This is a genomic window from Collinsella sp., assembly GCF_052346665.1.
Classification (GTDB): domain Bacteria; phylum Actinomycetota; class Coriobacteriia; order Coriobacteriales; family Coriobacteriaceae; genus Collinsella.
Genome location: NZ_DAWDUX010000009.1, coordinates 1 through 21,300, shown reverse-complemented (window position 1 = coordinate 21,300; position 21,300 = coordinate 1). Strand labels below are relative to the sequence as shown.

Genomic DNA, 21,300 nt, shown 5'->3' with positions numbered 1-21,300 from the left:
AAAACAATAACGGGTCCCGAGCTACCTTGTGCCCGGGACCCGTGCGATGGCTACACAGCGGTCACGTTATCGCTCGCGCTACGCGACGTCGGCGGCGGGCTGCTCCTCGAGCGAACCCTCCTCCTTGAGCTGCTGCTTGTCGTACATCTTGACAAACGGCAGATAGCAGAGGACGGAAATGATGATCAGGACAATGCACAGCACCGAGGCACGCCAGTCGCCTCCGGTGGCCAGGTAGGCACCGATAGGCCCGGGCAGGGTCCACGGGGCGGTCACGATCACCTGGTTCACGAGACCCATGGAGGTCACGACCCAAGCGATGACGGCGCAGACCATGGGCGTCACGATGAACGGGATCGCGAGGGTGAGATTCAGCACGATGGGCGTACCGAAGATCAGGGGCTCGTTGATGTTGAAGATCGCCGGAACGACGGCCAGACGGCCAAGATCCTTGAGGTACTTGGAGCGGCAGACGGTCACGAGCAGCAGCGCGAGGCCGATGGTGCAACCCGAGCCGCCAATCCAAATGAACCACTGATAAAAGGGCTCGGCGGAGATGGCGGGCAGGGCGGTACCGGCAGCACCAGCGGCGACGGCGTTGGCGTTCTGCTCAAGCAGGGTCAGCCACAGCGGACGGGCAATGGAGCCCACAATTGACACGCCGTGGATGCCGAAGAACCAGAAGAAGCAGGTAAGGAAGACGATGAGCAGGACACCCGGAAGGGTGTCGGTGGCGCTCACGAGCGGAGCGATCAGCGTGGAGACCGCGGTGTGCCAGTTGAAGCCCACGAAGTACGTGAGCGAGCCGATGATCAAGATCACGATGAGCGTGGGCGTAAGGGCCTCGAAGGAGCGAGCAACCGACGGGGGAACCTGCTCGGGCATGGTGATCTTGAACTTGGAGTTGTTCGTGAAACGGAACACGTTAATCGCGATGAAGGTCACGATCATGCCCACGAACAGGCCGCCGCCACCCAGGTTGGCCATGGGCAGCACAAAGCCGGCAACGCCAGCCTCGGCCTCAGCGGCAACGTTGACCGGGGTGAAGGTCAGCAGGAACGCCATGACGGACAGGATACCGCCCGAAACGCCGTCCAGGTTGTAAGAACGGGCGAGGCTGTTACCCATGCCAAAGACCGCGTAGAGCGCCATGATGTACATGGTCATGCGGTAGGGCAGCAGAATCGTGGCCGCGTTGCCGGACAGGAACTTGTAGATCTCCCAGTCCTGGGGCAGCGGCGGCATGGCAACGATCAAGAAGAACGAGCCAACGATGATGAGCGGCAGCGCGGAAACAACGCCGTCGCGCACAGCAAGCAGATAGCGGTTTCCACCGAGCTTGCTCATGATAGGCCCGAGAGACCTATCGAGGAACGCTTGGAACTTGTCCATGTGTTCGCATCCTTTCTTACTCAAGGGCACTCGACTGCCGAGCGCACGTGGGCCTTAGCCCAAAATCTCATCGACCTGCTTGAAGATGTTCTCGCAGCGAGCCATCGCGTAATCCTGGGGCTGCATGGCGGCAACCGGGATGGACACCTTGGCGGCGATGCCGCCCTTCTGATAGGCGATCTGCGGGCCGAGCAGGATGACGTCGTACTCGGGCGCCTTGTCCTGGCACACGCCCATGGCGCAGGCATCGACCTTGAGGCCAAAGCCCTTCTCCTCCGCGTACTTCTGCATCTTGGTCATCAAGATGGTGGTGGACATGCCACCGGAACAGACGAGCAGGATCTTGTAGTCCTTCATGGTAACCACCTTTCACTGGTGCTTTCGGATCTGGTTTTTCTCCAATACCTCCGAAAAGCGCTCATAGTTGCGATTGACGAATGATTTGAACAGGATATCGATGACTCCCAGCTGGCCGATGCGCGATGCCATGGCGGCGGAGCGCATGAGCGGTTCGGTCGATCCGACAAAGAGGATCTGGTCGGCGCTGCGCGTGAGCTCGGACTCAAAGCCAGCGCCGGTGATGGCGATCACCTTGCCACCTCGCTCGTGAGCCAAGCGCGCACACGTGTTAACCTCATCGGTCGAACCCGAATAGCTAATCGCAATCGAGAGGTCATCCGGACCGCTATTCGAGGCATACAGCAACTGCCCATGCCAGTCGTCAATCAGGTTGCAGTTCACCCCAATCCTCAAGAGTTTGTAGTGCAGGTCGCGAGCTGAGAGCAGCGATGCCCCCATCCCGAACAGGTTGATGGTGCGCGCGGCTTCCATAAGGTCAACGCATGTGTCGTACACCTCGGGATCGTTGAGTTTGCCCACCAAGCGCAACGAGTCGACGTTGCCCCTCGTGACCTTCTCGATGGTCTGCCGCGTCGTGTCGGTGGGCGCCAGATCGTCAATCTTGGACAACTCGTTCTCACGTAGAAGCGCTAGATCGTATATGTGAAAGCGTTGGAACGCCTGAGATCCCTTGAGGCCCAGCTTTTTACACATACGGGTGATGGTCGACGGGGAGGCGAACGTGTATGCCGCCAGCTCGTGGATGCTCAGCCCAGAGATCTCTCCGGGTGCCTCGAGAATCCTCCCGATCAAGTCGCGCTCAGCCGGGCTTGCGCTGTCCTTATGCTGCTTTAAACGTACCAGCAGGCTTGCCATGGGGCGTACCTCCAACCTGTAAGGCCATTGTAGATAGTGAAAATTATTTGTCAGCTATAAGCATGGTACAAGAAATTTAATTTCAATTTCTGACACGAATGGGCCGTAAACGGTTGAAAATCGCCGGCTGTGGAGGACTCGCGTGACATGTTTTACCCTCAACGGCAAAAGCCGCCCGCTAGCGTGCAATCGGAAAAGTCGGTGAACGATTTTGCCTATACCACCGTTTACGTGCGGTTTCGTTATGGTAGATGCCATGACGAAACATGTGAGCGCCGGATGGGGCCACAGCGTTTGACTCGCCTTCGACCGTCCTTGTCGGAGTTTTGCGCATGGTCTATCTTCAACACGAACCCGCATGAGGGATAGTAATGCACACCCCAAAGAAAGGCCCCTCACATGAACGAGCCGACCGAGACCTCCCCCGAGATGATCGCCTTTGGCCTGATCGCGCAGGCGGGCGATGCACGCAGCAAGGCCTACGAGGCGCTCGCGCTCGCCAAGCAGGGCGACTTCGCCGGCGCGAAGGAGCTCATCGAGCAGGCGGAGGCGTCGGTGCTCGAGGCGCATCACATCCAGACCTCCCTGCTCACCAAAGAGGCGAGCGGCAACCACACTGAGGTCAACGTGATGCTTGTGCATGCGCAAGACCATCTCATGACCGCCATCCTCGCCAAGGAGCTCATCGCCGAGATGATCGAGATGTATCAGGCCATGGGCAACCTCAACCAGTAAAGGACGCTCAAAAAATGGTAGACCTCTCCAAACTCACCACCGAACAGCGCAACCCGCTCACCCTTGAGCTCGACACGTTCAGCCCGCTTGAGATCGCGCAGGCCATGAACGCCGAGGACGCCAACGCGGTGAAGGCGGTCGAGTGCGTGCTGCCGCAGGTGGCGCAGGCGATCCAGTGGGCCGCCTCGTGTCTTGCCGACGGTGGCCGCATCATCTACCTGGGCGCGGGAACAAGCGGGCGCTTGGGCGTGCTCGACGCGGTGGAGTGCCCGCCCACGTTCGGCGTCGACAACGACCTGGTGGTCGGCCTCATCGCCGGCGGCGAGGACGCGTTCGTCAAAGCCCGCGAAGGCGCCGAGGACGACACCTCCCAGGGCGAGGGCGACCTACGCGCGATCGACCTGTGCGAGCGTGACTTCGTGGTGGGCCTCGCCGCGAGCGGCCGCACGCCGTACGTGATCGGCGGCCTCACCTACGCGCGTGAGCTCGGCTGCAAGACGGCGGCCGTAGCCTGCGTGCCCACATCGCGCATCGGAGAGGTGGCGGAGCTCGCCATCGAACCCGTAACGGGCCCGGAAGTTCTCACCGGCTCTACCCGCCTCAAGGCCGGTACCGCTCAAAAGCTGGTGCTCAACATGATCTCGACCGGCGCCATGACGCTCACCGGCAAGGTGTACCAAAACCTCATGGTCGATGTGAAGCAAACCAACCAGAAGCTCCACGCACGCGCACGTAACATCGTGATCGAGGCTTGCGACTGCACGCCCGAGGCGGCAGCTGCCGCCCTCGAGGAGGCGAACGGCAGCGTCAAGCTCGCCGTCACGAGCATCCTGCTCAACCTGCCCGCCGCTCAGGCGGCCGAAGCACTTTCCGCCTCGAACGGCCATGTTCGCCAGGCACTCGAAGGGCGCTCCGCATGCTAGCCGAGCGCGATCGCAAACTCACCTCCCTGCCTCGACCGGCGTCCTCGCGCGCACTCTTGTGGGGCGGCGCCACGGCGAGCAGTCAGTACGAGGGAGCTTTTGCCGCCGGCGGCAAGGGGCTCGACACACAGGATGTGCGCCCCTACCTGCCGCGCACGAGCGATGCCACCACGGCAACCCGCCTGCTCACTCGCTCGGCTGTCGAGCGCGCCAAGACTGATACCCGGGGCGCCTATCCTTTCCGCACGGCATCGGACGGCTACCATCATCTGGAGGAGGACATCGCCCTGCTGCAGGAACTCGGCATAGACATCTACCGGTTTTCAATCAGCTGGGCACGCCTGTTCCCCATGGGCGATGAGCCCGAGCCGAATCCCGAGGGGCTCGCCTACTACGACCGTGTGTTCTCCGCCGTGCGCAAGGCGGGCATGAAAGTGTTCCTCACGCTCACGCACTATGCCCTGCCCTTGCACCTGGTCGAAGCCTATGGAGGCTGGACCAACCGAGCGCTCATCGACCTGTACGCGCGCTTTGCGCGCGTGGTGTTCGAGCGCTGGGGCGACGCCATCGATTATTACCTGCCGTTCAACGAGATCAACGCGGGCTACTTTAGCCCCTGGAACGGCGTGGGCCTCATTAAGCCCGAGGACGGCGAGTACAACCAGTCCGACGTGTTCCAGTCACTTCACCACCAGTTCGTAGCGAGCGCGCGCGTTATCCAGATGCAGCGTGAAATCGCTCCCGCCTGCCAGTCCGGTTGCATGGTGGCCGACTTTTGCTACTACCCGCACACCTGCTCACCCGAGGACAACCTCAAGACAATCCGCGAGGAGCAGATCAACCAGTGGCTCGCGGTAGACGTCCTCGCCCGCGGGTACTACCCCGGCTACATGGACCGATTCTTTGCCGAGCACGGCATCCTCATCGAGCTTGGCGAGGATGACTTGGAGCTGCTAGAGCGCCACACCTGCGATTTTGCGAGTATTTCATACTACCAGTCGAGCGTGTGCTCCACGAGCGAGACGGCCGAGCACACCGCGGGCAACCTCGTGTGCACCGTCAAGAACCCGTATCTGCAGGCCACCGAGTGGGGCTGGCAGATCGACCCCGTGGGCCTGCGCACGGCGCTCAACAAGCTCTACGACCGTGTGCGCAAGCCGATTTTCATTTCCGAGAACGGCATGGGCGCCCGCGATGTGCTTGAGCGTGACGGCGGCGGCAAGCCCGTGGTACACGACCCGTACCGCGTCGATTACCTGGCACGTCACTTTGAGCAGATCGACGAGGCGGTCGCCGACGGCGTAGACGTGATCGGCTACATCATGTGGGGCGTCATCGATATCGTGAGCGCCGGCAGCTGTGAGATGGAGAAGCGCTACGGCGTGGTGTACGTGGATGCCGACAACCACGGCAACGGGTCCTTCGAGCGCATCAAGAAGGACAGCTTCGCCTGGTACCGCGACTTCATCCGCGCGCGACATGAGGGCACAACGCGCTAGCGAACGGGCCCCTTTTGCCCGACCTCCTTAAAGCGGGTCGCCCGGGCACGTGTTTTCTGAACCGCCTCCCATTTCTTGGACACGAGAAATGGGAGGCGTCTTCATGACGTGCGACCTGAGGGCACAATACGGCGAGGTGCTGAAGAGGAGGGGCTGCGGAGCCGTTCGCCGATGGCCACGGCCATACGAGCATCGCGGGCCTCCTTGGGGCGCCGATGCGAACGGTGAAGGGCTGGTTGCGCATATGGCGCGCCGGCGCTCCATGGGAGAAGATGGCCGCCCCCCTACGCCAGCGGCTCAATCTTCTCCATGCCGCCCATATACGGACGCAGCACCTCGGGAATGGTGATGGAGCCGTCCGCATTCTGGTAGTTCTCCATGATGGCAGCCATCGTGCGGCCGGTGGGCAGGCCGGACCCATTGAGGGTGTGCACGAAGCGCGTGCCCTTGAAGTTCTCGGGGTCGCGGTACTTGATGTTGGCACGGCGGGCCTGGAAGTCGCCGCAGTTGGAGCAGGAGGAGATCTCCTTGTAAGCGTTGTAGCTCGGCAGCCAGACCTCGATGTCGTACGTCTGGCGGGCGGAGAAGCCCAGGTCACCGGTGCACAGGCTGATCACGCGATAGGGCAGGCCGAGCTGCTGCAGGAGGTACTCGGCCTCGGCCACCATGCTCTCGAGCTCGTCGTCGGACTCCTCGGGACGGGCGAACTTGACCATCTCGACCTTGGTGAACTGGTGCTGGCGAATGATGCCGCGCGTGTCGCGACCGGCGGAACCGGCCTCCTCGCGGAAGCACGGGGTGCCGGCGGTATAGCGCAGCGGCAGCTGGGAGGCATCGAGCACCTCGCCGGCGTGAAGATTGGTGAGCGCGACCTCAGCGGTGGGGATCAAGAACTGGTCCTCGCCAGTGTGGTAGGCGTCGTCCTCGAACTTGGGCAGCTGGCCCGTGCCGTACATGATCTCGCGATTGACGATCACCGGCGGGATGAACTCCTTGAAGCCACGGGCGATGTGGGTGTTGAGGAAGAAGCACTGCAGCGCGCGGTCGAGCGTCGCGCCGGCACCGGAGAGCACGGTGAAGCGGGCGCCGGAGAGCTTCGCGCCGCGGTCGAAATCGAGGATACCGGTCTCGGTGCCCAGATCCCAGTGGGCCTTCGGGTCGAATCCCTCGGCGGCGAAGTCGCGGGGCTCGCCCACGCGACGGCGCTCGGGGTTCTCGTTCTCGTCCTTGCCCACGGGGGTCGCCTCGCAGGGAATGTTGGGGATGCGGGCCATGAAGTCGGAGACCTCGGCGTCGAGCTCCGAGCGGCGGGCGGCGAGACCCTCGATCTGCTCGTTGACCTGGCGTACGGCCTCCTTGGCGGCCTCGGCCTCCTCGCGCTTGCCCTCTTTCATGAGCATGCCGATCTTCTTGGATTCGGCGTTGCGGGTCGCCTGCAGGTCCTCGACCTGCGAGATGACGGAGCGGCGCTCCTCATCGAGCGCGAAGAAGCGGTCGCGGTCCCAGCTGCCCTGGCGGTTCGCCATGGCGACGTCGAGCACCTCGGGGTTCTCGCGTACAAACTTGATGTCGAGCATGATTCCTCCGTACTTCTCTCTCGTAAAGCCGTTACCGCAGCCCGGGAATCTGGACCGCAGCACGGCGATTCATCGCAGGGAAACGCGATGTGATGCATGTTGATGCATTGCAAGTATATACTGGTGCCCGTTATAACGACAGGCGACCCAGCCAAGAAAGCAGGACGTAACCATGGATGAACTGTTCAATTTTCTCTTTGGCACCCGCACGGGTGTTGCGGTCCTGTTCTTTGCCGGCGTGCTGATTTTCGCCATCGTCGCCTTCGTGCTCGAGAAGCGTACCCACAAGCTCTATGTCGACCGTGGACCCAAGCCCGACGACGAAGACAGCCAGTTCTAGCCCTCGATCACGTCGATGGCGCGGATGAAGGCGGAGCGCATACCCGCCGCCTCGAGCTCCGCCACGCCCTTGATGGTCGTGCCGCCGGGCGAGCAGACCGCGTCCTTCATGGCACCGGGGTGCATGCCAGTCGCCAGCTGCAGCTTCGCCGTTCCGGCAACCATCTGGCTCACCATCTCATAGGCGGTCGCGCGGGGAATCCCATGCTTCACGGCGGCGTCCGCCAGCGACTCGATCACCATGGCGATGAACGCGGGCGAGCAACCGCCCACCGTGCCGGCAACGGAAAGCAGGAGCGTCTCGACCTCGATGGGCGAGCCGAGCAGGCCGAGCAGGGCGAACACGAGCCCGTGCTCATCGGCAGTCAACGTCGAAGCCTTCTCGCAGGCGATCACGCCCTCGTTGATGGCCACGGGCGTGTTGGGAACCGTGGACAGGTGGTGGGTGCCGGGGATCACGCGGTCGTAGTCCTCGCACTTCCAGCCCGCGGCGACGGATAGGATCGCCTTACCCGCAAGCATCTCGGAAAGCGGGGCGAGCACGGTCTCAATCATGTAGGGCTTCACCGCAACGACCACCACGTCGGAGGCCTCGACAACCTGCTGCGCCGTCTCGCAGGCACGCATCCCGCGCTGCTCGCAGCGGGGCACCAGCGCCTCGTAGCGGCCGGCGCAGGCGCACATGTTGCCCGCCGGAACCGCGCCACTCGCGATCCAGCCGTCCGCCATGGCGCTCGCCATGTTTCCGAATCCGATGAAGCCAATCCTCGCATCGTTCACGTTCATGCCGAAAACCAATCTTGTCGTGCGCTCTTCGCGCGAGCCCGCACTCGCATGGGGCCGTCCATACACATATGCAGATATCTTACTCGCACGCCCCAGCAAGGTGCGTTCACGCTAGGATTGTGAACGCGAGGTGTCAGAAAAGGGGAATGCATGGAGGAGCACAGCTTGGCGCGCGCCAAGGCAACAGGCGGAGTCGGTTCGGATAGCGCGGATGGCGCCACATCGAGCCCCGAAGGGCGCATCGCCCTGTTCGACAACCTCAAAGGACTCCTCATCATCCTCGTCGTGCTCGGCCACATCGCCCATCCCGTGCACAACACCAATCCGGTCCTCAGCTTCGCCTTCGACGTTGTCTACCTCTTCCACATGCCGCTCTTCGTGCTGATGTCCGGCCTGTTCGCAAAGAGCGCATATCGCAACGGCAAACTCAAGATCAATCGCATCATCTCGTTTATCGCCCTGGGCTTTGCCTACCAACTCGCCCTCGCACTCATAAACGGGGCAAAACTCACGCCGCTGCGCATCTGCGCGTTCACCTCGGCGCCGTGGTACCTCATCTCCATGGGCTGCTGGTATGCGATGACACCCGTGCTCGCCCGCCTTGGGACGGTGCGCGGTATGGTGGCCTCGATTGCGATCTCCCTGCTTTCGGGCCTGGTGGACACCTCGAGCGGCTTTCTTGCCATCGGGCGCACGTGCGCTTTCCTGCCGTGCTTCGCCCTCGGTTACTACCTGCGCCCCGCAACCGTCGCGAGCCTGCATGGACGCAACATACCATGGCCCGCCCTCTGCCTCGCGGGAATCGTGGTGGCAATGCGCCTCATCGACACGGATTCATACAGCTGGTTCTTCCCGATGGTCTATGGAGACAACCCATATGCAAACGGGCTTTTTGAGGGAATCGCCCAAAGGCTCACCGCCTTCTTGATGGGTGCCCTCATGTCACTGGCCGTTCTCAAACTCGCGCCCACCGCCACAGGTTGGCTCACCACCCTCGGCAGGCGCACGCTCCAAGTCTACGTACTCCATCGCCTCGCCCGGGCATGGCTGACCTTCCATACGCCCCTGTACGAGTTCGCATGGATGGACGACCCGTTCGCCGGCGCCGCCGTGATCGTGGTCCTCACCGCCGCCACCGTCGCGCTGTGCGCGGCACCGCAGCTGGAGCGGCCGTTCGCGAGGCTCCTCTCGATCCGCTGGATTCGCGGCGAATAAACCGCCCGACGCCCCCGAGGACCCAGCACCACATGGGGAAGTCCCGATCGGCGCATCGCGGAAATCCGACATGAAAAAGGGGTGCCCGCAAACCGCGCGGACGCCCCGAACCGAACCGCCCCGGTGCACCTTAATGCACCGGGGCGGATGTACGGCGGGAATATGGCCTTAGTGCCAGGTATCGTGCTCCTTCTTGACCTTACGTGCGAAGAAGAGGATCGTGAGCGCCTCGAGCACGCCCACAACGAGCAGCACGGCATTCGGAGCGTCGATCTTAACAAAGCCCTGCCACGACCAGAACAGCACCGCAACGGCGCTCACCGCCAGTGAGCCAAAGGCCGTGACAATCGACGTGCCGCTGCGCGACGGCACGTTGGACGCGCGCATGCCCATCAAGCCCATCACCACAAAGCACAGACCCGAGACGCCGGACACGCCCATGTACAGCGGCGCGGCGTCGGTCCCCGAGATCGCCGTCCCGCCGAACAGGCCGGCGCCGGCGACCGCCAGGCCGAATGTCCACATGGCGAGTCCCGTGATGGCCGCCACGATGGCCACAAGCTTCAACATCTTTCGCGAGCTGCTCATCGCTTCCCCTCTCTCTTCAGGCGAAAGGGCCGCATCGTCAGCCCCCTCTTGCAATCATGATGGCTTATACCCAGTTTACCTGCATGCGGGTATAATGCGCCTGCCCCTTTGCGCGCCGTGCACGCACGCGCATCCTAACCCCGCGGCTCCACCGGGGGCACGGGAGGCGCTGCGGGCACCGGGGCCGAGTCGTTCGCCTGACTCGCCGCCAGCATCTGCTCGAACATGCCCGCGCTCTGCGTGAAATCGGTGGGCAGCACCACGGTGCTGGCGCGACCGCTCTTGGCGAACTCATTCATCATCTCGGTCCACTGCGTGAACATGAAGAGCTGGTTGGCCTCATCGTTGCCCACGCCCGTCTCCTGGATGGTCTCGAGCGAGTCCTTGATGCCGATGGCAATGGCCTTGCGCTGGTTGGCGATGCCCTCGCCGGCCTTCTCCATGGCCTCCGCCTCCGCCTTGGCCTCGGTGACGCGGCGGATGCGGTCGGCCTCGGCGAGGTCCTGCGCCGCGGCCTTGGTGCGCTGCGCGGCGTTGATCTGGTTCATGGAATCCTCGACCTCGGCGGGCAGCGCGATCTTGGTGATGAGCGTGCTCACCAGGGTGAAGCCGTAGGCGTCCATCTGCTCGGACACGGTGGCGTTCACGTCCTTGGCGATGTCGTCCTTCTTGGCGAAGACCTCGTCGAGCGTGTAGACGGGGATGGAGGAGCGCAGGGCGTCGGTGATGAAGTCGCGCATCTGGGCGACGGGCTGCTGGAGCATGTAGTAGCTCTTGTACACGCCGGATTCGCTTGGCTGCGTGCCCATCTCGTAGCTCACGTGGTACTGCGCCGAGACCTCGAGCCCGATGGTGACGTTGTCCTCAGTCTTGACGTCGATGTCGAAGCCGTTCTTCATCGTGCGCAGAGAGACCGTCGCCGCCTTGCGGTCGACGAAGGGGATCTTGGCATGGAAGCCCGCGGGCACGATACGATGGAACTTGCCCAGGCGCTCGATGATGACGGCGTGCTGCTGCTTGACCACGAAGAACAGATTGCCGGTGACGACGCCGACGATTAAAAAGATCACCAGCAAGCCGACGAGACCGCCGAGAAAGTCGAAAATGAAGAACATGTCCGATCCTTAGAACGAAGGGTTCGTTGGGAGCATAATACCCGCTCGCCGTTCACCCCGTTCCCACATACCGCCTGTTTCCCGCGAACGGCGGGAGAGCGGCCCCCGCGGCGGCGGGCGGTATACTGGGCCAGCCGGGGGTCACTCGCCGCACCGCGCCCGCACCATCGAGGCTCGACGGCGGCACCGCCCCACGGCGCCCCGCACGCATATGAGGGAGGGCCCATGGCACGACGCAGCAAGCACGACACCCAGGTCGACCCGTTCAACGCCGGCGAACCCACCCTCCCGTGGGATGAGCCCGACGCGCCCGATCTGCTCGCAGACCGTCACCATGCCGAGGATTGCGCGTTTGGAGAAGAGCCCTACACCAGCCCCACCAAGATGCGTGACAACTACAGCGCTCCAGATTCCGACGCGCCCAAAAAGCCGAGCGGCGATGGGCTAACCCCACGCCAGCGCAAACAGGCCGCCCGGGCAAAGGCAAAAAGCGAGCGCCGCGCCGCAAAGGCAGCCCCCAAGGACACGACGAAGCCGCGCCGCGGCAAGCGATCGGTCTTTAGCCTGATCATCATCCTCATTGCTCTGGTCAATATCGTGCCATCCCTGTTCAGCACGGCATTTGACCTCGTTAGAGACATCACGGCACCGTTGGCGTCCCTCTTTGAACCCGAGCCCGAGATCGATTTCGACTCGGACCCCATTGGCCCGGATGCGCCGCAAGATGGCGACAGCTCCGGCGATGCGTCCGGCTACGAGCTCGATGAGCAGGAATGCATCGCCCTCGTAGACGAATACCTAAGTGCCGAGCTCGTCAGCGACCACACACGCGACCTGCTAGTGAAAACACTCAACGCAGATTGCGATAGCGCCCTCCTCGGCACCTGTGAAGAGCTTGGCATCGATGCCCAAGCGTGGGCGGACTGGGAGATGAGCCATCTCTCGTATACGATCGACTCCTGCTTTGTGTATACCGAGGACAACACCGCCACGGTCTATGTGAGCTACACGACGGCCGGCGGCATTTTTGAGCTCCAGGATATTTACGATGAAATCGACCGCTACCTCAAGGACATTGACGCCTGGGACGAAGAATGGAACCTCCGCCCACTGAGCGATGCAGAGAAAACTAAGGTCGGAGACATGTTCACCGAGGGAATGGCGGACATCGACGCCGAGCAGGAGACGTTCTTTGGGAGCGAGCTCGCCCGAAAAGACGGCGAATGGGCCATCAACGAAGACGCCATGACCGAGACGATGAGCATGGTCCTCGGCGTCTGGTAAAACCGCAACGGCCCCGTCGCCGGGACCGATATCGCGCTGGTAGGGGCGGTGGGACTCCGCGTGCGGCTCCGCCGCCCGCGCCCCGCTTCGGGCCCGGCGGCCCTCGCGAGCTCCGCTGGAAAACGGCGCGGCCGTTTCCTCAGCTCCGCGCCCTCTCGGGTTCGAGTCCCCGCAATGCGCCCAAAACCACAACGGCCCCGTCGCCGGGACCGATATCGCGCTGGTAGGGGCGGTGGGACTCGAACCCACAATCCCGAAGGCCGAAGATTTTAAGTCTCCTGCGTATGCCAATTCCGCCACGCCCCCATGCCGAGAAAGTGTACCACGGTGCGCCGCGCACGGGCATGTACTTGGTTTCCCCTCACGCACAAACAACGATGCCGTTAACCGCCCCGCTCACCGGTTCGGAAAAATAACACCCTATCAGGGGACATCCTGAAGGGGACAAACAAGCCGCACGGACAGGAGGGCTTGTGAATAAGATCGGGAGCGAGACGCTGCACGGAAGCGTCTCTAGTTTTATCCGCTCAAAGATCTACGACAAAGAGCTTGCCGCAGGGGACAAAATACCATCTGAGCACCGGCCACACTTTCGTAGGCGTGGCCCGTCAGACCACCGAGGTCGGCATCGCCCTGGGGCAAAATCCGTTCTAAAAAGTTCTTGAACCGCAAAAGCACTTTCGCTAGTATGTAAATCCATGCGGGCGTGGCGGAATTGGCAGACGCGTATGGTTCAGGTCCATATGGGGGCAACCCCGTGAAGGTTCAAGTCCTTTCGCCCGCACCATAAGATTTGTGAGCCCCAGCGATGGGGCTTTTTCATGTCCAGGCACCACGCATGGACTTGAACCCATTAGGGTCGCGAGGCGTTAAGCGAACAGGCCCTTTGGCCTGTTCGTAGCCGAGCGTGTGAGGGCCGGAAGGCCCGAAGCCGCGAACGCCAAAGGCGGGCGCAAGTCCTTTCGCCCGCACCATAAGATTTGTGAGCCCCAGCGATGGGGCTTTTTCATGTCCAGGCACCACAGGATGAAAAAGCCGTCCAGGAGCCTGTCCGGAGGTGTTCCGCCGGCGCTACAAAGCGCTGAGCGTCGGCATCCAGCCAATCACGGGGGCCTCGCCCGCCATTGCCTCACACATCGTTGCCGCGGAACCCGCAAGCAGGCTGTTCTCGCTCACCGTCAGGCGGTCGTAACCACCCGAGCGCATAAGCTCGCGCATAACGACCGCTCCCGCTAGAATAACCGGAGCGCGCTTTGCCTGAATTCCCGGCAATGCGGCAATTTCCTCGATCCCCATGGCTCGCATCTTGGCAATTGCGTTCTCCACCTGGTATATCGTCAACTCACGCAAGTGCACGAAGTGCGAATCGTATACGGCCAGCTCGTGAACCATCGCCACGAGCGACGTTACCGTACCGCCAACCGCGATGAGGCGGTCAGGTCGCTCGTCCAGCACCCGCCAATAAGCATCGAACTGGGGTCGCATCCACGCGACCGCGGCGTCAAGCTCCTCACCACGAGGCGGCAAAGCAGAGAAAAAGCGCTCCGTCACCCGACGGCACCCAATATCGAGCGAACGGGTGCACTCGAGTGCAAAAGCGTCGCCCTCAGAGCTGGGCGCATATGTCCCAACCACGATTTCGGTCGAGCCGCCGCCCGAATCTGCCACGGCGATACGCTCGCCGGGGAAATCGTGCGCAACACCGTAAAACGTCAGGCGCGCCTCGACTTCGCCCGGAATGACCTGCGGCTCAAGGCCAAGGTCGCCCAACTGTTCGAGCAGCGCGTCCCCGTTCGACACATCGCGGGCGGCGCTCGTGAGCGTCGTGCACACCCGAGACGCTCCATACGAGCGGGTCTCATCGACGAACTCCCGGCATGCGTCCATCACGCGCTCGATAGCGGCTGCAGAAAACACTCCCCGCGCATCCACGCCCTCGCCCAAATCGGTAATGACCGTGTGCTTGCGGGATTCGACGATCGCCCCATCGCGCATGGTCGCACACAACAGACGCGACGATACCGTTCCCAAGTCGATGGCAGCGAGCTTTACCATGGACACTCCTATTCCCCCGTTGAGACAACCGCCATACCGTTGACGCCATCAAAGAAGAAGATCACGTCAAGCACCTTCCAGTACCAGGCGGAATTCTCGAGAACCGCCTGTTCGGCGGCCTCCACTTCCGCCGACGTCTTGGGGTTGTCCGTGGACTTGGAGGAGCCATTGTCAGCAGATGAGGCGTCCTTACTGGCCGCATCGGCCCCCTTGATCGTGTCCTTCTCCTGCTTGGATGCGGCGCCATTGGCGTTTGCGGGATCCTCCTCGGAAGCACCGTCCGCGCCAGAGGCACCACCCGAGGCCTCCCCATCCTCGCCCTGCGCGCTGGTATCGACCACAACCGGGTCGCCGTTCTCGTCCAGACCCTCAACTGTGATGGTCTTCTCGCCGGGCATGACCATGCCATAATCCCTGCGCGCCGCGTCCTCAACGCCCTCCTGCGAGAGCAGGGACTCGACCTCTTCTCCTAACGAATCGTTATAGGTTTCGCGAATAGCCTTCTGCTCTTGCAAAATCGCCTCGGTGCGATGGGCGATGTAAAAGTCGCGCTCGGGCATGTACACGCCCACGCCCACGATTGCGGCGATGATCAGATAGAACAGGTGACGGCTCGGGCCCGTGGTGAAATCGTACAGCCATCGAACCGCCCGGTTGTCCGTTGCGTACTTCATGGCAGCGCGTTGAGACGCCTGCGAATTTTGGGGCGCATTTCCGCGACCCCTGCGACCGGTGCCTACCCGCGCTCCGCCAGCAGGCCCTCCCCCCGACGACGAGCGAAAGCCCGCGCGGTCGGAACTGCGGGAGCCCTGCTTGCGAGCATCGCGGCGCTCTTTTTTCTCACGTGCTGCGACCTCGCTCCCCCGTGCCGAACGCCGGGTGGGCTTTGCCGTCGCCGCCCCCTCGTCGCCTGCGGAGCCCGGCTTGCCGTTCATGTGCCCCGGAGCCGACGCGCGCTTGGCCGCGACTCGTGCCTCGGCGGCATGCACCGCTGCGGCCTGACGGGCAGCAGAAAGGTCTCCGGTCTTGCCGGGATCGATTCCGCGAGAGATACGTGCAGTTGTATTCGAAGTAGATGCCATATGCGCCTTGTGCGGTTGAGGGTGTATGTGCGCTTTGCTTCCCTCATTATGGCACGCGGGGCGAATGCAGATGTGCAGGCTTTGCGAGCTACGTATAGAGCGCGAGCTCCATGAGGGCAAAAAGCGTCTCACATGACCCATCGCCCCGTTTCATCGCGTCGAGCATCGCCTGCCAGGCGAAGTCCACCACCGCATCCATTTGAACGCAATCGCGAGCCCGGCTGGTGATAGCCGCGTCCCTCTCGAATGCGTGCCTGACCGTCTCGTGCAGGTCCCCCAGACATGCTCGCTCCGCCTCCATGGTCCGCTGACGCGTCCTGCCGTCGAGCGCCCCCATGTCGCGGAGCCACGCGGTGCGGAACCCCTCGAGCGAGCTGGACAGGGCATTCGAAAGGCGACGGCAGTAGTCCAGCGCGGTCTCGGCATCGCGCGTGCACGTCTCGAGCTCCGCCGCTTCGATCGCCTCGCGCCAAAAACGCTGCAGCACCTCCGTTCGCAGCTCGGCGACGTCGGGCACATGGTTGTATATCGTGCCGGTCGCCACGCCGCAAGCCTCTGCGATGGCGCGCACGCTGAGCGACGCCAGCCCCGATTCGCGCGCCATGCCAAACGCGACCTCGATAATACGATTGCGTGAAATCGCCTTCTTGCTGCTCATGGCCCCGCCTTCCCTTCTGAACAGAAGCGTGGAACGTTCAGGGTCTTTACCAGCAAGCCAGCCCCCGACTTGTTTCCACAGTGTCATGCTCCTAATATGAACGCCGTTCATATGAACATCGTTCATATTATACACCGCCTCGCGGGGTCATAGCGACGCCGCCTGAAAGGAGCTTTCATGTCCCCCATGCTCATGTTCGCCAGCCTTGCCATCACTGGCGCTCTCATCTTGTATACCATCGGCGTGTTCAAGGAGCGTGCTGACGGTCGCCTGCGCGGGATCCACCTCGCCTTCTTCTGGTGCGGCCTTGCGTGCGACACCACCGGCACCACGCTCATGAGCATCATTGCGCGCGAAAGCGCCGCCACTGCGCCCGCCATCCACGGCATAACCGGACTCGCCGCCATCGTCCTCATGCTCTTCCATGCCATCTGGGCAACGGTCGTCTACGTGCAGGGCAGAGGCCATAACGCCAGTGCCCTCAAGCGTGAGCAGACGTTTCACCGCCTGAGTGCCGCCGTGTGGATCGCCTGGCTCGTCCCCTACGTCATCGGCCTGCTTGTGGGCATCCCTTTCATCAAGCTTGGCACAACGCCCTCGGTCATCCTGAGCGTGCTCGTCGCCGGCGTTGCCGCTTGCCTCGTATTTCGTCCTCATTCGTCGCGCGCGTAACCGCGGACGAACCATCTAAGGAGGCCCCATGAACCTATTCACCGTCCGCAAGCACACGCTGCTACTCATCGCGAGCATCGTCTGGCTTGCCGCGGGCATCAACATCGCCCGCATAGGCTTCGAAGCCTACGCCAACAACCACGTGACCCCGATCAACATCTTGCTTTCCGCCGCGGTGGGCGCCGTCTTCTGGCTTTTCGTGTTCGGGAAGCTCGTGGTCAAGCACACGGCGCGCATTGCCTCGTACGAAGAGGAGCGCCACTTCTTCCTCAAGTTCTTCGATGTCCCGGCATTCCTCATCATGGCGGTCATGATGACGGGAGGCATCTCGATCAGGGCATTCGGCCTTGCGCCCGAAGTCTTCATCGCCGTCTTCTATACCGGACTCGGACTGGCGCTCACGCTTGCCGGCCTCCGCTTTGGATGGATGTGGATGAGCGCCCGATCTAACCCCGCTTGGAGTGATCCCACAGCTCGTTGAGCTCGTCCGTCGTGAGGCCCTCAATTGGCATTCCTTTGCGATACGCCGCGCCCTCCATGGATTCCCAACGCGCACGAAACTTCGCGGTGCTCGCGCGCAACGCACTCTCCGCGTCGATGCCCTCTTTGCGGGCGACGTTGACGAGGGCGAAGAGCATGTCCCCGAACTCCATGGCGCGCGCTTCGCTGCGCGGATCCTCGGCCTCGAACTCGGCGCGCTCCTCGGCGACCTTTGCCCACACGTCCTCGACGGTCTCCCATTCGAACCCGACGGCAGCCGCCTTGCGCGAGACCTTTTGCGCCTCCATCAGGGCGGGAAGAGCCCTCGGCACCCCATCGAGCAAACCTTGCGGCATCTGGCCTTGGGCAACGGCGGCCGAATCCTTGTCGCTCTTCTCGGAAAGCTTTACGCTATCCCAGATCTCGAGCACTTCGCGGGCGTCCTTGGCTGCGCCGGTGTCATCGCCGAACACGTGGGGATGGCGGCGAATCAGCTTTCGATTGATGTCGCGCGCAACGTCCGTCATGGTGAAGGCACCAGCATCCGCCGCGATCTGCGCGTGCAGAACCACCTGCATGAGCACATCGCCAAGCTCCTCGCGCAGATGGACCTCGTCATTTTGTTCGATGCAGTCGACGGCCTCATAGGCTTCCTCGATCATGTTCTTGGCAATGCTCTCGTGGGTCTGCTCGCGATCCCACGGGCAGCCGTCCGGCTGACGCAGGCGCCAGATAGTCTCGACCAGACTCTGCATGCTCTCCGCCGCATCTGCAAGCGTGGACGTATCACGCGTGAGGGCCGCCAAACTCGATGAGTCCGTCTCTTTCCATTCGGCCATGGCCTTCTCCTCATTTCCGCTCGAAGTGCTGTTTTTACAACAGTACGTGGTCGAAAGCCTGATCCAGCGGTTTTTCGCTGTCGTAGGTGCCGCAGCTGTTCGTTCCGTCTTTGGGGATCGACACGCTGCCAGGGTTGAATAACCACAGCCCGGAGTGTTCACTACTCGGGCCGTTCACTTTGACGTGCGTGTGCCCGTACAGCAGCGCGGAGCCCTGAGGAAGGCACGGGACACGATCGACGCTGTTGTGCATGCCCGCGCCGAACACGTGACCGTGCGTGCAGAACAGCGTGCGGCCCTGCGGGTCAATCAGCGTGGCGCTGTCCGCCATACAGGGGAAGTCGAGCACCATCTGGTCGACCTCTGCCTCGCAGTTACCCCGCACCGCGACCAAGCGGCCGGACGAAGCAAGCTCGTTGAGCAGCGCGATCACGCGCTTGGGCGCATAATCGCGCGGAAGGTCGTTGCGGGGGCCATGGTAAAGCAGGTCGCCAAGAAGCACTACGCGATCGGGGCGCTCGTGGTCAATTACGCTCATAAGGCGCTCTGCCCAATAGGCGGAGCCGTGAATATCCGATGCAATGATGAGCTTCATACCGATCCCCCATCTTTTCGTTCTTCCATGCCGACTTCAAAGACTCCTCGACGCGGCGGCAGACACCGACCCCGCAGGCATTCGGACATGCGGCGCGCTCGATTAACTAGTGTATCGTAGCCCCGCGGCGCAAAATCGGCTGCGCATGCCGCGAATTGACCGTTTTTGTAACGAATCTCTCGCACGGCCAAGTAGACGGGGTTCTCAGACCCCGCTCACCTGGGGTTTTACCGCTCGAAAATGCGCTCTACTCAGCCTGTTGCGAAACTCGTTACAAAATCGGTCGATTCGTGGCACAGGCTTACCGCGCGGACAAAATGGCGGCTTCGACCACCTCGTGCAGCGGGACCCCACACGTACGCGCCAAGGCGGCACAGTCCTCGTATTCAGGCTTAACGCGCTTCTTGCCGTCTGGGAGCGTCGCGCGCTTGACCGTAACGGGCCCAAAGGGGGTCTGGACCGTCGCGCGCTCACGCGCGAGAACCGTGCGCTCACATTCGATGCGCCTAATGCCCAGAGTGGGAGCTTCGGCGAAGATGATAGATTCCAGCACTGGGACCTCGCTGGGTTGACACAGCACCTGTAACTGATAAGCGGGGCGGCCCTTCTTCGAGAAAATGGGCAGCCAGTGCACCTCTCGCGCTCCGGCACGGGCGAGCTCGGAGGCTGCATACGCCATCTGCTCCGGAGTCGCATCGTCGATATCGCACTCGAGCTTGACGATCCTCGTCGGCGCCTCGAGCTCGGCGGCGTGCGTCCAAACCCCTTCCGAATCCACCGAGGCTTGCAGCCCTGAGCCGCGCTCCCCCTCTATGAGCACCGCGCGCAGAACCGAAGGCCTGCTGTACGTGCGTTTTCCCGCGCCAAGGCCGACGGCGCGAACGGTATACCGCGCGGGCAAATCGAAGACAGGATCGAGGGCGGCAACGAGGGCGGCACCCGTTGGTGTGACGAGCTCGCCCTCCACCTCGCACGGAGCGAGCGGCAAGCCGTGCGCGGCGCAAATGTTGAGGGTCGCGGGGACAGGCACCGGGATGACCCCGTGCTGGCAGCGGACCGTTCCGTGGCCCTCAACGAGAACGGGTACGCAGACGCGGCCGATGCCGAGATAATCGACAAGCACCGACGCCGCAACGACGTCCACGATCGAATCGACGGCGCCGACTTCATGGAAATGCACCTGGTCAGCGGGAACGCCGTGCGCCTTGGCCTCTGCATCGGCCAAAATCGCGAACGTCCGCTGCGCCAACTCACGCGCCCCGGGCTCCATGTGCGCGGACTCGATGATCGCGTTGATCTCCGCAAGGCCCCGGTGCTCGTGGGCGTGCTCGTGGGCGTGCTCGTGGGCGTGCTCGTGGGCGTGCTCGAGGAGCGCATGTTCACACGCACCGTGTACGGCGTGCGCATGGCCGTGCAGATATTCCATGTCGTGATCGTGATTCTCATGCGCCTCGTCGAGGATCACATTGAAATCAAGGCACGACAAGCCCGCCTTCACCACGCGCGTCACCGCGATGTCGAATCCCTCCACATGTAGGCTCTCCAGGGCGGCCGTCACGACCGCCTCCGCCTCCGCGCGGTCCGGAGCCGCATCGAGCAGCGCCGCCACGAGCATATCGCCCGCAATACCCGCCTGGCAATCGAGCCACAGCGCGGCACTCGAGTCGCCCACGCGGAGCTCGCCGTCGTCTCTTCCCTCGCACTTCATATGCATCACGCCTCCCCGCTCGAAAGATGGTTGATTAAAGACGCCTGGTAGGCAGCACCAAAACCGTTATCGATGTTGACCACCGAGACGCCGCTCGCGCAGCTGTTCACCATGGCAAGCAGGGCGGTGACGCCACCGAGATTCGCCCCGTAACCCACGCTCGTGGGAACCGCGATGACCGGGCAGCTCGCCAACCCAGCAACCACGCTGGGCAGCGCTCCCTCCATACCGGCGATCGCGATGATTACCTGCGCGCCGGAGATATCCTCACCGTGCGAGAGGAGCCTATGAATCCCAGCAACGCCCGCATCGTGCACCACGCGTACGCGGTTTCCCAAAAACCGCGCAGTCAGCGCGGCCTCCTCTGCAACTGGAATGTCGCTTGTGCCGGCGGTGATGATGAGGACCTCCCCGTTCCCGTTGGGTTCGGGCAGCTCGCCCACCACACCGGCACGAGCGCCTTGGTGATACGAAAAGCCGCATCCAAGACTGAACTGCGCCCCGAAACTTGGACGCGATAAATCATAACCGCTAAGCGGCCTC

General features: G+C 62.7%; 22 protein-coding genes and 2 tRNA genes. 9 read left to right on the top strand and 15 right to left on the bottom strand.

All coding sequences use genetic code 11. The annotated features are described in order from the left end of the window. Positions 1 to 78: 78 nt before the first annotated feature. The 3 genes from ACT8II_RS02685 to ACT8II_RS02675 are packed head-to-tail and all read right to left on the bottom strand — an operon-like array spanning position 79 to position 2,607. Positions 79 to 1,392 carry a PTS sugar transporter subunit IIC gene (locus ACT8II_RS02685; RefSeq protein ID WP_118652782.1) on the bottom strand — a complete coding sequence of 438 codons (1,314 nt, stop codon included), beginning with the start codon at positions 1,390 to 1,392 and terminating at the stop codon, positions 79 to 81. Positions 1,393 to 1,446: 54 nt separating this feature from the next. After that, positions 1,447 to 1,749, bottom strand: coding sequence for a PTS sugar transporter subunit IIB (locus ACT8II_RS02680; RefSeq protein ID WP_294123125.1), 303 nt, complete (start codon positions 1,747 to 1,749; stop codon positions 1,447 to 1,449). Between the two features lie 12 nt (positions 1,750 to 1,761). Next, on the bottom strand, positions 1,762 to 2,607 hold the full coding sequence (locus ACT8II_RS02675; protein WP_443812945.1) for a MurR/RpiR family transcriptional regulator: 846 nt from the start codon (positions 2,605 to 2,607) through the stop codon (positions 1,762 to 1,764). A gap of 399 nt (positions 2,608 to 3,006) precedes the next feature. Here ACT8II_RS02675 and ACT8II_RS02670 point away from each other — a divergent pair, with 399 nt between their 5' ends. Genes ACT8II_RS02670 through ACT8II_RS02660 form a run of 3 tightly spaced genes read left to right on the top strand, consistent with a single transcriptional unit; the run spans position 3,007 to position 5,764 of the window. Next, entirely contained in the window at positions 3,007 to 3,342 is a 336-nt protein-coding gene (locus tag ACT8II_RS02670; protein ID WP_233546032.1) for a PTS lactose/cellobiose transporter subunit IIA, read from the top strand. A 14-nt stretch (positions 3,343 to 3,356) separates the two neighbouring features. Next, positions 3,357 to 4,265, top strand: a complete 909-nt coding sequence (gene murQ / locus ACT8II_RS02665; protein WP_294123129.1) for an N-acetylmuramic acid 6-phosphate etherase — start codon at positions 3,357 to 3,359, stop codon at positions 4,263 to 4,265. Then, entirely contained in the window at positions 4,259 to 5,764 is a 1,506-nt protein-coding gene (locus tag ACT8II_RS02660) for a glycoside hydrolase family 1 protein (RefSeq protein ID WP_118652775.1), read from the top strand. The genes murQ and ACT8II_RS02660 overlap by 7 nt, the downstream gene beginning before the upstream one ends. 284 nt (positions 5,765 to 6,048) lie before the next feature. On the opposite strand, the gene serS is transcribed toward ACT8II_RS02660, so the two are convergent. After that, the gene (gene serS / locus ACT8II_RS02655) at positions 6,049 to 7,341 is read right to left on the bottom strand and encodes a serine--tRNA ligase (protein WP_443812944.1); all 1,293 of its coding nucleotides are present in this window, start codon (positions 7,339 to 7,341) and stop codon (positions 6,049 to 6,051) included. Between the two features lie 172 nt (positions 7,342 to 7,513). Here serS and ACT8II_RS02650 point away from each other — a divergent pair, with 172 nt between their 5' ends. Then, positions 7,514 to 7,681 (top strand): DUF6724 family protein, encoded by a 168-nt coding sequence (locus ACT8II_RS02650; protein ID WP_294123139.1) that lies wholly within the window; start codon positions 7,514 to 7,516, stop codon positions 7,679 to 7,681. On the opposite strand, the gene proC is transcribed toward ACT8II_RS02650, so the two are convergent. Further along, a complete protein-coding gene (gene proC / locus ACT8II_RS02645; protein ID WP_294123144.1) occupies positions 7,678 to 8,466 on the bottom strand; it encodes a pyrroline-5-carboxylate reductase in 789 nt (262 codons plus the stop codon). The genes ACT8II_RS02650 and proC overlap by 4 nt on opposite strands. 150 nt (positions 8,467 to 8,616) lie before the next feature. On the opposite strand from proC, the gene ACT8II_RS02640 reads away from it, so the two are divergent. Beyond that, on the top strand, positions 8,617 to 9,681 hold the full coding sequence (locus ACT8II_RS02640) for an acyltransferase family protein (RefSeq protein ID WP_294160155.1): 1,065 nt from the start codon (positions 8,617 to 8,619) through the stop codon (positions 9,679 to 9,681). A 168-nt stretch (positions 9,682 to 9,849) separates the two neighbouring features. On the opposite strand, the gene ACT8II_RS02635 is transcribed toward ACT8II_RS02640, so the two are convergent. Together ACT8II_RS02635 and ACT8II_RS02630 are read right to left on the bottom strand one after the other, a co-directional pair. Beyond that, on the bottom strand, positions 9,850 to 10,269 hold the full coding sequence (locus ACT8II_RS02635; protein ID WP_118652767.1) for a hypothetical protein: 420 nt from the start codon (positions 10,267 to 10,269) through the stop codon (positions 9,850 to 9,852). A 134-nt stretch (positions 10,270 to 10,403) separates the two neighbouring features. Continuing rightward, the gene (locus ACT8II_RS02630; RefSeq protein WP_294123152.1) at positions 10,404 to 11,384 is read right to left on the bottom strand and encodes an SPFH domain-containing protein; all 981 of its coding nucleotides are present in this window, start codon (positions 11,382 to 11,384) and stop codon (positions 10,404 to 10,406) included. A gap of 225 nt (positions 11,385 to 11,609) precedes the next feature. On the opposite strand from ACT8II_RS02630, the gene ACT8II_RS02625 reads away from it, so the two are divergent. After that, entirely contained in the window at positions 11,610 to 12,668 is a 1,059-nt protein-coding gene (locus ACT8II_RS02625) for a hypothetical protein (protein WP_317440474.1), read from the top strand. A 221-nt stretch (positions 12,669 to 12,889) separates the two neighbouring features. On the opposite strand, the gene ACT8II_RS02620 is transcribed toward ACT8II_RS02625, so the two are convergent. Beyond that, positions 12,890 to 12,974 (bottom strand) — tRNA-Leu (locus ACT8II_RS02620). A gap of 394 nt (positions 12,975 to 13,368) precedes the next feature. Between ACT8II_RS02620 and ACT8II_RS02615 the strand changes: the two genes are divergently transcribed. Continuing rightward, a tRNA-Leu gene (locus ACT8II_RS02615) sits at positions 13,369 to 13,455 on the top strand. Positions 13,456 to 13,739: 284 nt separating this feature from the next. On the opposite strand, the gene ACT8II_RS02610 is transcribed toward ACT8II_RS02615, so the two are convergent. The 3 genes from ACT8II_RS02610 to ACT8II_RS02600 form a co-directional block, all read right to left on the bottom strand. Then, positions 13,740 to 14,723: a Ppx/GppA phosphatase family protein gene (locus ACT8II_RS02610; protein WP_294160133.1), complete on the bottom strand. Its 984-nt coding sequence runs from the start codon at positions 14,721 to 14,723 to the stop codon at positions 13,740 to 13,742. An 8-nt stretch (positions 14,724 to 14,731) separates the two neighbouring features. Next, entirely contained in the window at positions 14,732 to 15,397 is a 666-nt protein-coding gene (locus ACT8II_RS02605; protein ID WP_443812943.1) for an FtsB family cell division protein, read from the bottom strand. 496 nt (positions 15,398 to 15,893) lie between these two features. Next, positions 15,894 to 16,463: a TetR/AcrR family transcriptional regulator gene (locus tag ACT8II_RS02600; protein ID WP_158574789.1), complete on the bottom strand. Its 570-nt coding sequence runs from the start codon at positions 16,461 to 16,463 to the stop codon at positions 15,894 to 15,896. Positions 16,464 to 16,640: 177 nt separating this feature from the next. Here ACT8II_RS02600 and ACT8II_RS02595 point away from each other — a divergent pair, with 177 nt between their 5' ends. Then, positions 16,641 to 17,135 carry an HsmA family protein gene (locus ACT8II_RS02595; RefSeq protein ID WP_294123165.1) on the top strand — a complete coding sequence of 165 codons (495 nt, stop codon included), beginning with the start codon at positions 16,641 to 16,643 and terminating at the stop codon, positions 17,133 to 17,135. Between the two features lie 28 nt (positions 17,136 to 17,163). After that, on the top strand, positions 17,164 to 17,616 hold the full coding sequence (locus tag ACT8II_RS02590) for a hypothetical protein (RefSeq protein ID WP_118652757.1): 453 nt from the start codon (positions 17,164 to 17,166) through the stop codon (positions 17,614 to 17,616). Here ACT8II_RS02590 and mazG read toward each other — a convergent pair. From mazG to larB, 4 genes are all read right to left on the bottom strand, one after another. Then, positions 17,582 to 18,454 carry a nucleoside triphosphate pyrophosphohydrolase gene (gene mazG / locus ACT8II_RS02585; protein WP_118652755.1) on the bottom strand — a complete coding sequence of 291 codons (873 nt, stop codon included), beginning with the start codon at positions 18,452 to 18,454 and terminating at the stop codon, positions 17,582 to 17,584. The genes ACT8II_RS02590 and mazG overlap by 35 nt on opposite strands. Positions 18,455 to 18,488: 34 nt before the next feature. Then, positions 18,489 to 19,049 carry a phosphodiesterase gene (gene yfcE / locus ACT8II_RS02580; RefSeq protein WP_294123174.1) on the bottom strand — a complete coding sequence of 187 codons (561 nt, stop codon included), beginning with the start codon at positions 19,047 to 19,049 and terminating at the stop codon, positions 18,489 to 18,491. Between the two features lie 301 nt (positions 19,050 to 19,350). Then, positions 19,351 to 20,763: a nickel pincer cofactor biosynthesis protein LarC gene (gene larC / locus ACT8II_RS02575; protein ID WP_443812942.1), complete on the bottom strand. Its 1,413-nt coding sequence runs from the start codon at positions 20,761 to 20,763 to the stop codon at positions 19,351 to 19,353. Continuing rightward, positions 20,763 to 21,300 (bottom strand): nickel pincer cofactor biosynthesis protein LarB (gene larB, locus ACT8II_RS02570; protein ID WP_443812941.1); only part of this gene is annotated, 538 nt, incomplete at its 5' end. The genes larB and larC, both read right to left, overlap by 1 nt.

Coding starts and splice junctions, on each gene's coding strand:
- ACT8II_RS02670 (WP_233546032.1), top strand. CDS start 3,007: ATGAACGAGCCGACCGAGACCTCCCCCGAGATGATCGCCTTTGGCCTG.
- ACT8II_RS02640 (WP_294160155.1), top strand. CDS start 8,617: ATGGAGGAGCACAGCTTGGCGCGCGCCAAGGCAACAGGCGGAGTCGGT.
- larC (WP_443812942.1), bottom strand. CDS start 20,763: ATGCATATGAAGTGCGAGGGAAGAGACGACGGCGAGCTCCGCGTGGGC.
- proC (WP_294123144.1), bottom strand. CDS start 8,466: ATGAACGTGAACGATGCGAGGATTGGCTTCATCGGATTCGGAAACATG.
- ACT8II_RS02610 (WP_294160133.1), bottom strand. CDS start 14,723: ATGGTAAAGCTCGCTGCCATCGACTTGGGAACGGTATCGTCGCGTCTG.
- ACT8II_RS02635 (WP_118652767.1), bottom strand. CDS start 10,269: ATGAGCAGCTCGCGAAAGATGTTGAAGCTTGTGGCCATCGTGGCGGCC.
- ACT8II_RS02650 (WP_294123139.1), top strand. CDS start 7,514: ATGGATGAACTGTTCAATTTTCTCTTTGGCACCCGCACGGGTGTTGCG.
- ACT8II_RS02675 (WP_443812945.1), bottom strand. CDS start 2,607: ATGGCAAGCCTGCTGGTACGTTTAAAGCAGCATAAGGACAGCGCAAGC.
- ACT8II_RS02605 (WP_443812943.1), bottom strand. CDS start 15,397: ATGAAGTACGCAACGGACAACCGGGCGGTTCGATGGCTGTACGATTTC.
- ACT8II_RS02660 (WP_118652775.1), top strand. CDS start 4,259: ATGCTAGCCGAGCGCGATCGCAAACTCACCTCCCTGCCTCGACCGGCG.
- ACT8II_RS02625 (WP_317440474.1), top strand. CDS start 11,610: ATGGCACGACGCAGCAAGCACGACACCCAGGTCGACCCGTTCAACGCC.
- murQ (WP_294123129.1), top strand. CDS start 3,357: ATGGTAGACCTCTCCAAACTCACCACCGAACAGCGCAACCCGCTCACC.
- ACT8II_RS02595 (WP_294123165.1), top strand. CDS start 16,641: ATGTCCCCCATGCTCATGTTCGCCAGCCTTGCCATCACTGGCGCTCTC.
- ACT8II_RS02685 (WP_118652782.1), bottom strand. CDS start 1,392: ATGGACAAGTTCCAAGCGTTCCTCGATAGGTCTCTCGGGCCTATCATG.
- ACT8II_RS02680 (WP_294123125.1), bottom strand. CDS start 1,749: ATGAAGGACTACAAGATCCTGCTCGTCTGTTCCGGTGGCATGTCCACC.
- serS (WP_443812944.1), bottom strand. CDS start 7,341: ATGCTCGACATCAAGTTTGTACGCGAGAACCCCGAGGTGCTCGACGTC.
- ACT8II_RS02600 (WP_158574789.1), bottom strand. CDS start 16,463: ATGAGCAGCAAGAAGGCGATTTCACGCAATCGTATTATCGAGGTCGCG.
- ACT8II_RS02630 (WP_294123152.1), bottom strand. CDS start 11,384: ATGTTCTTCATTTTCGACTTTCTCGGCGGTCTCGTCGGCTTGCTGGTG.
- yfcE (WP_294123174.1), bottom strand. CDS start 19,049: ATGAAGCTCATCATTGCATCGGATATTCACGGCTCCGCCTATTGGGCA.
- ACT8II_RS02590 (WP_118652757.1), top strand. CDS start 17,164: ATGAACCTATTCACCGTCCGCAAGCACACGCTGCTACTCATCGCGAGC.
- mazG (WP_118652755.1), bottom strand. CDS start 18,454: ATGGCCGAATGGAAAGAGACGGACTCATCGAGTTTGGCGGCCCTCACG.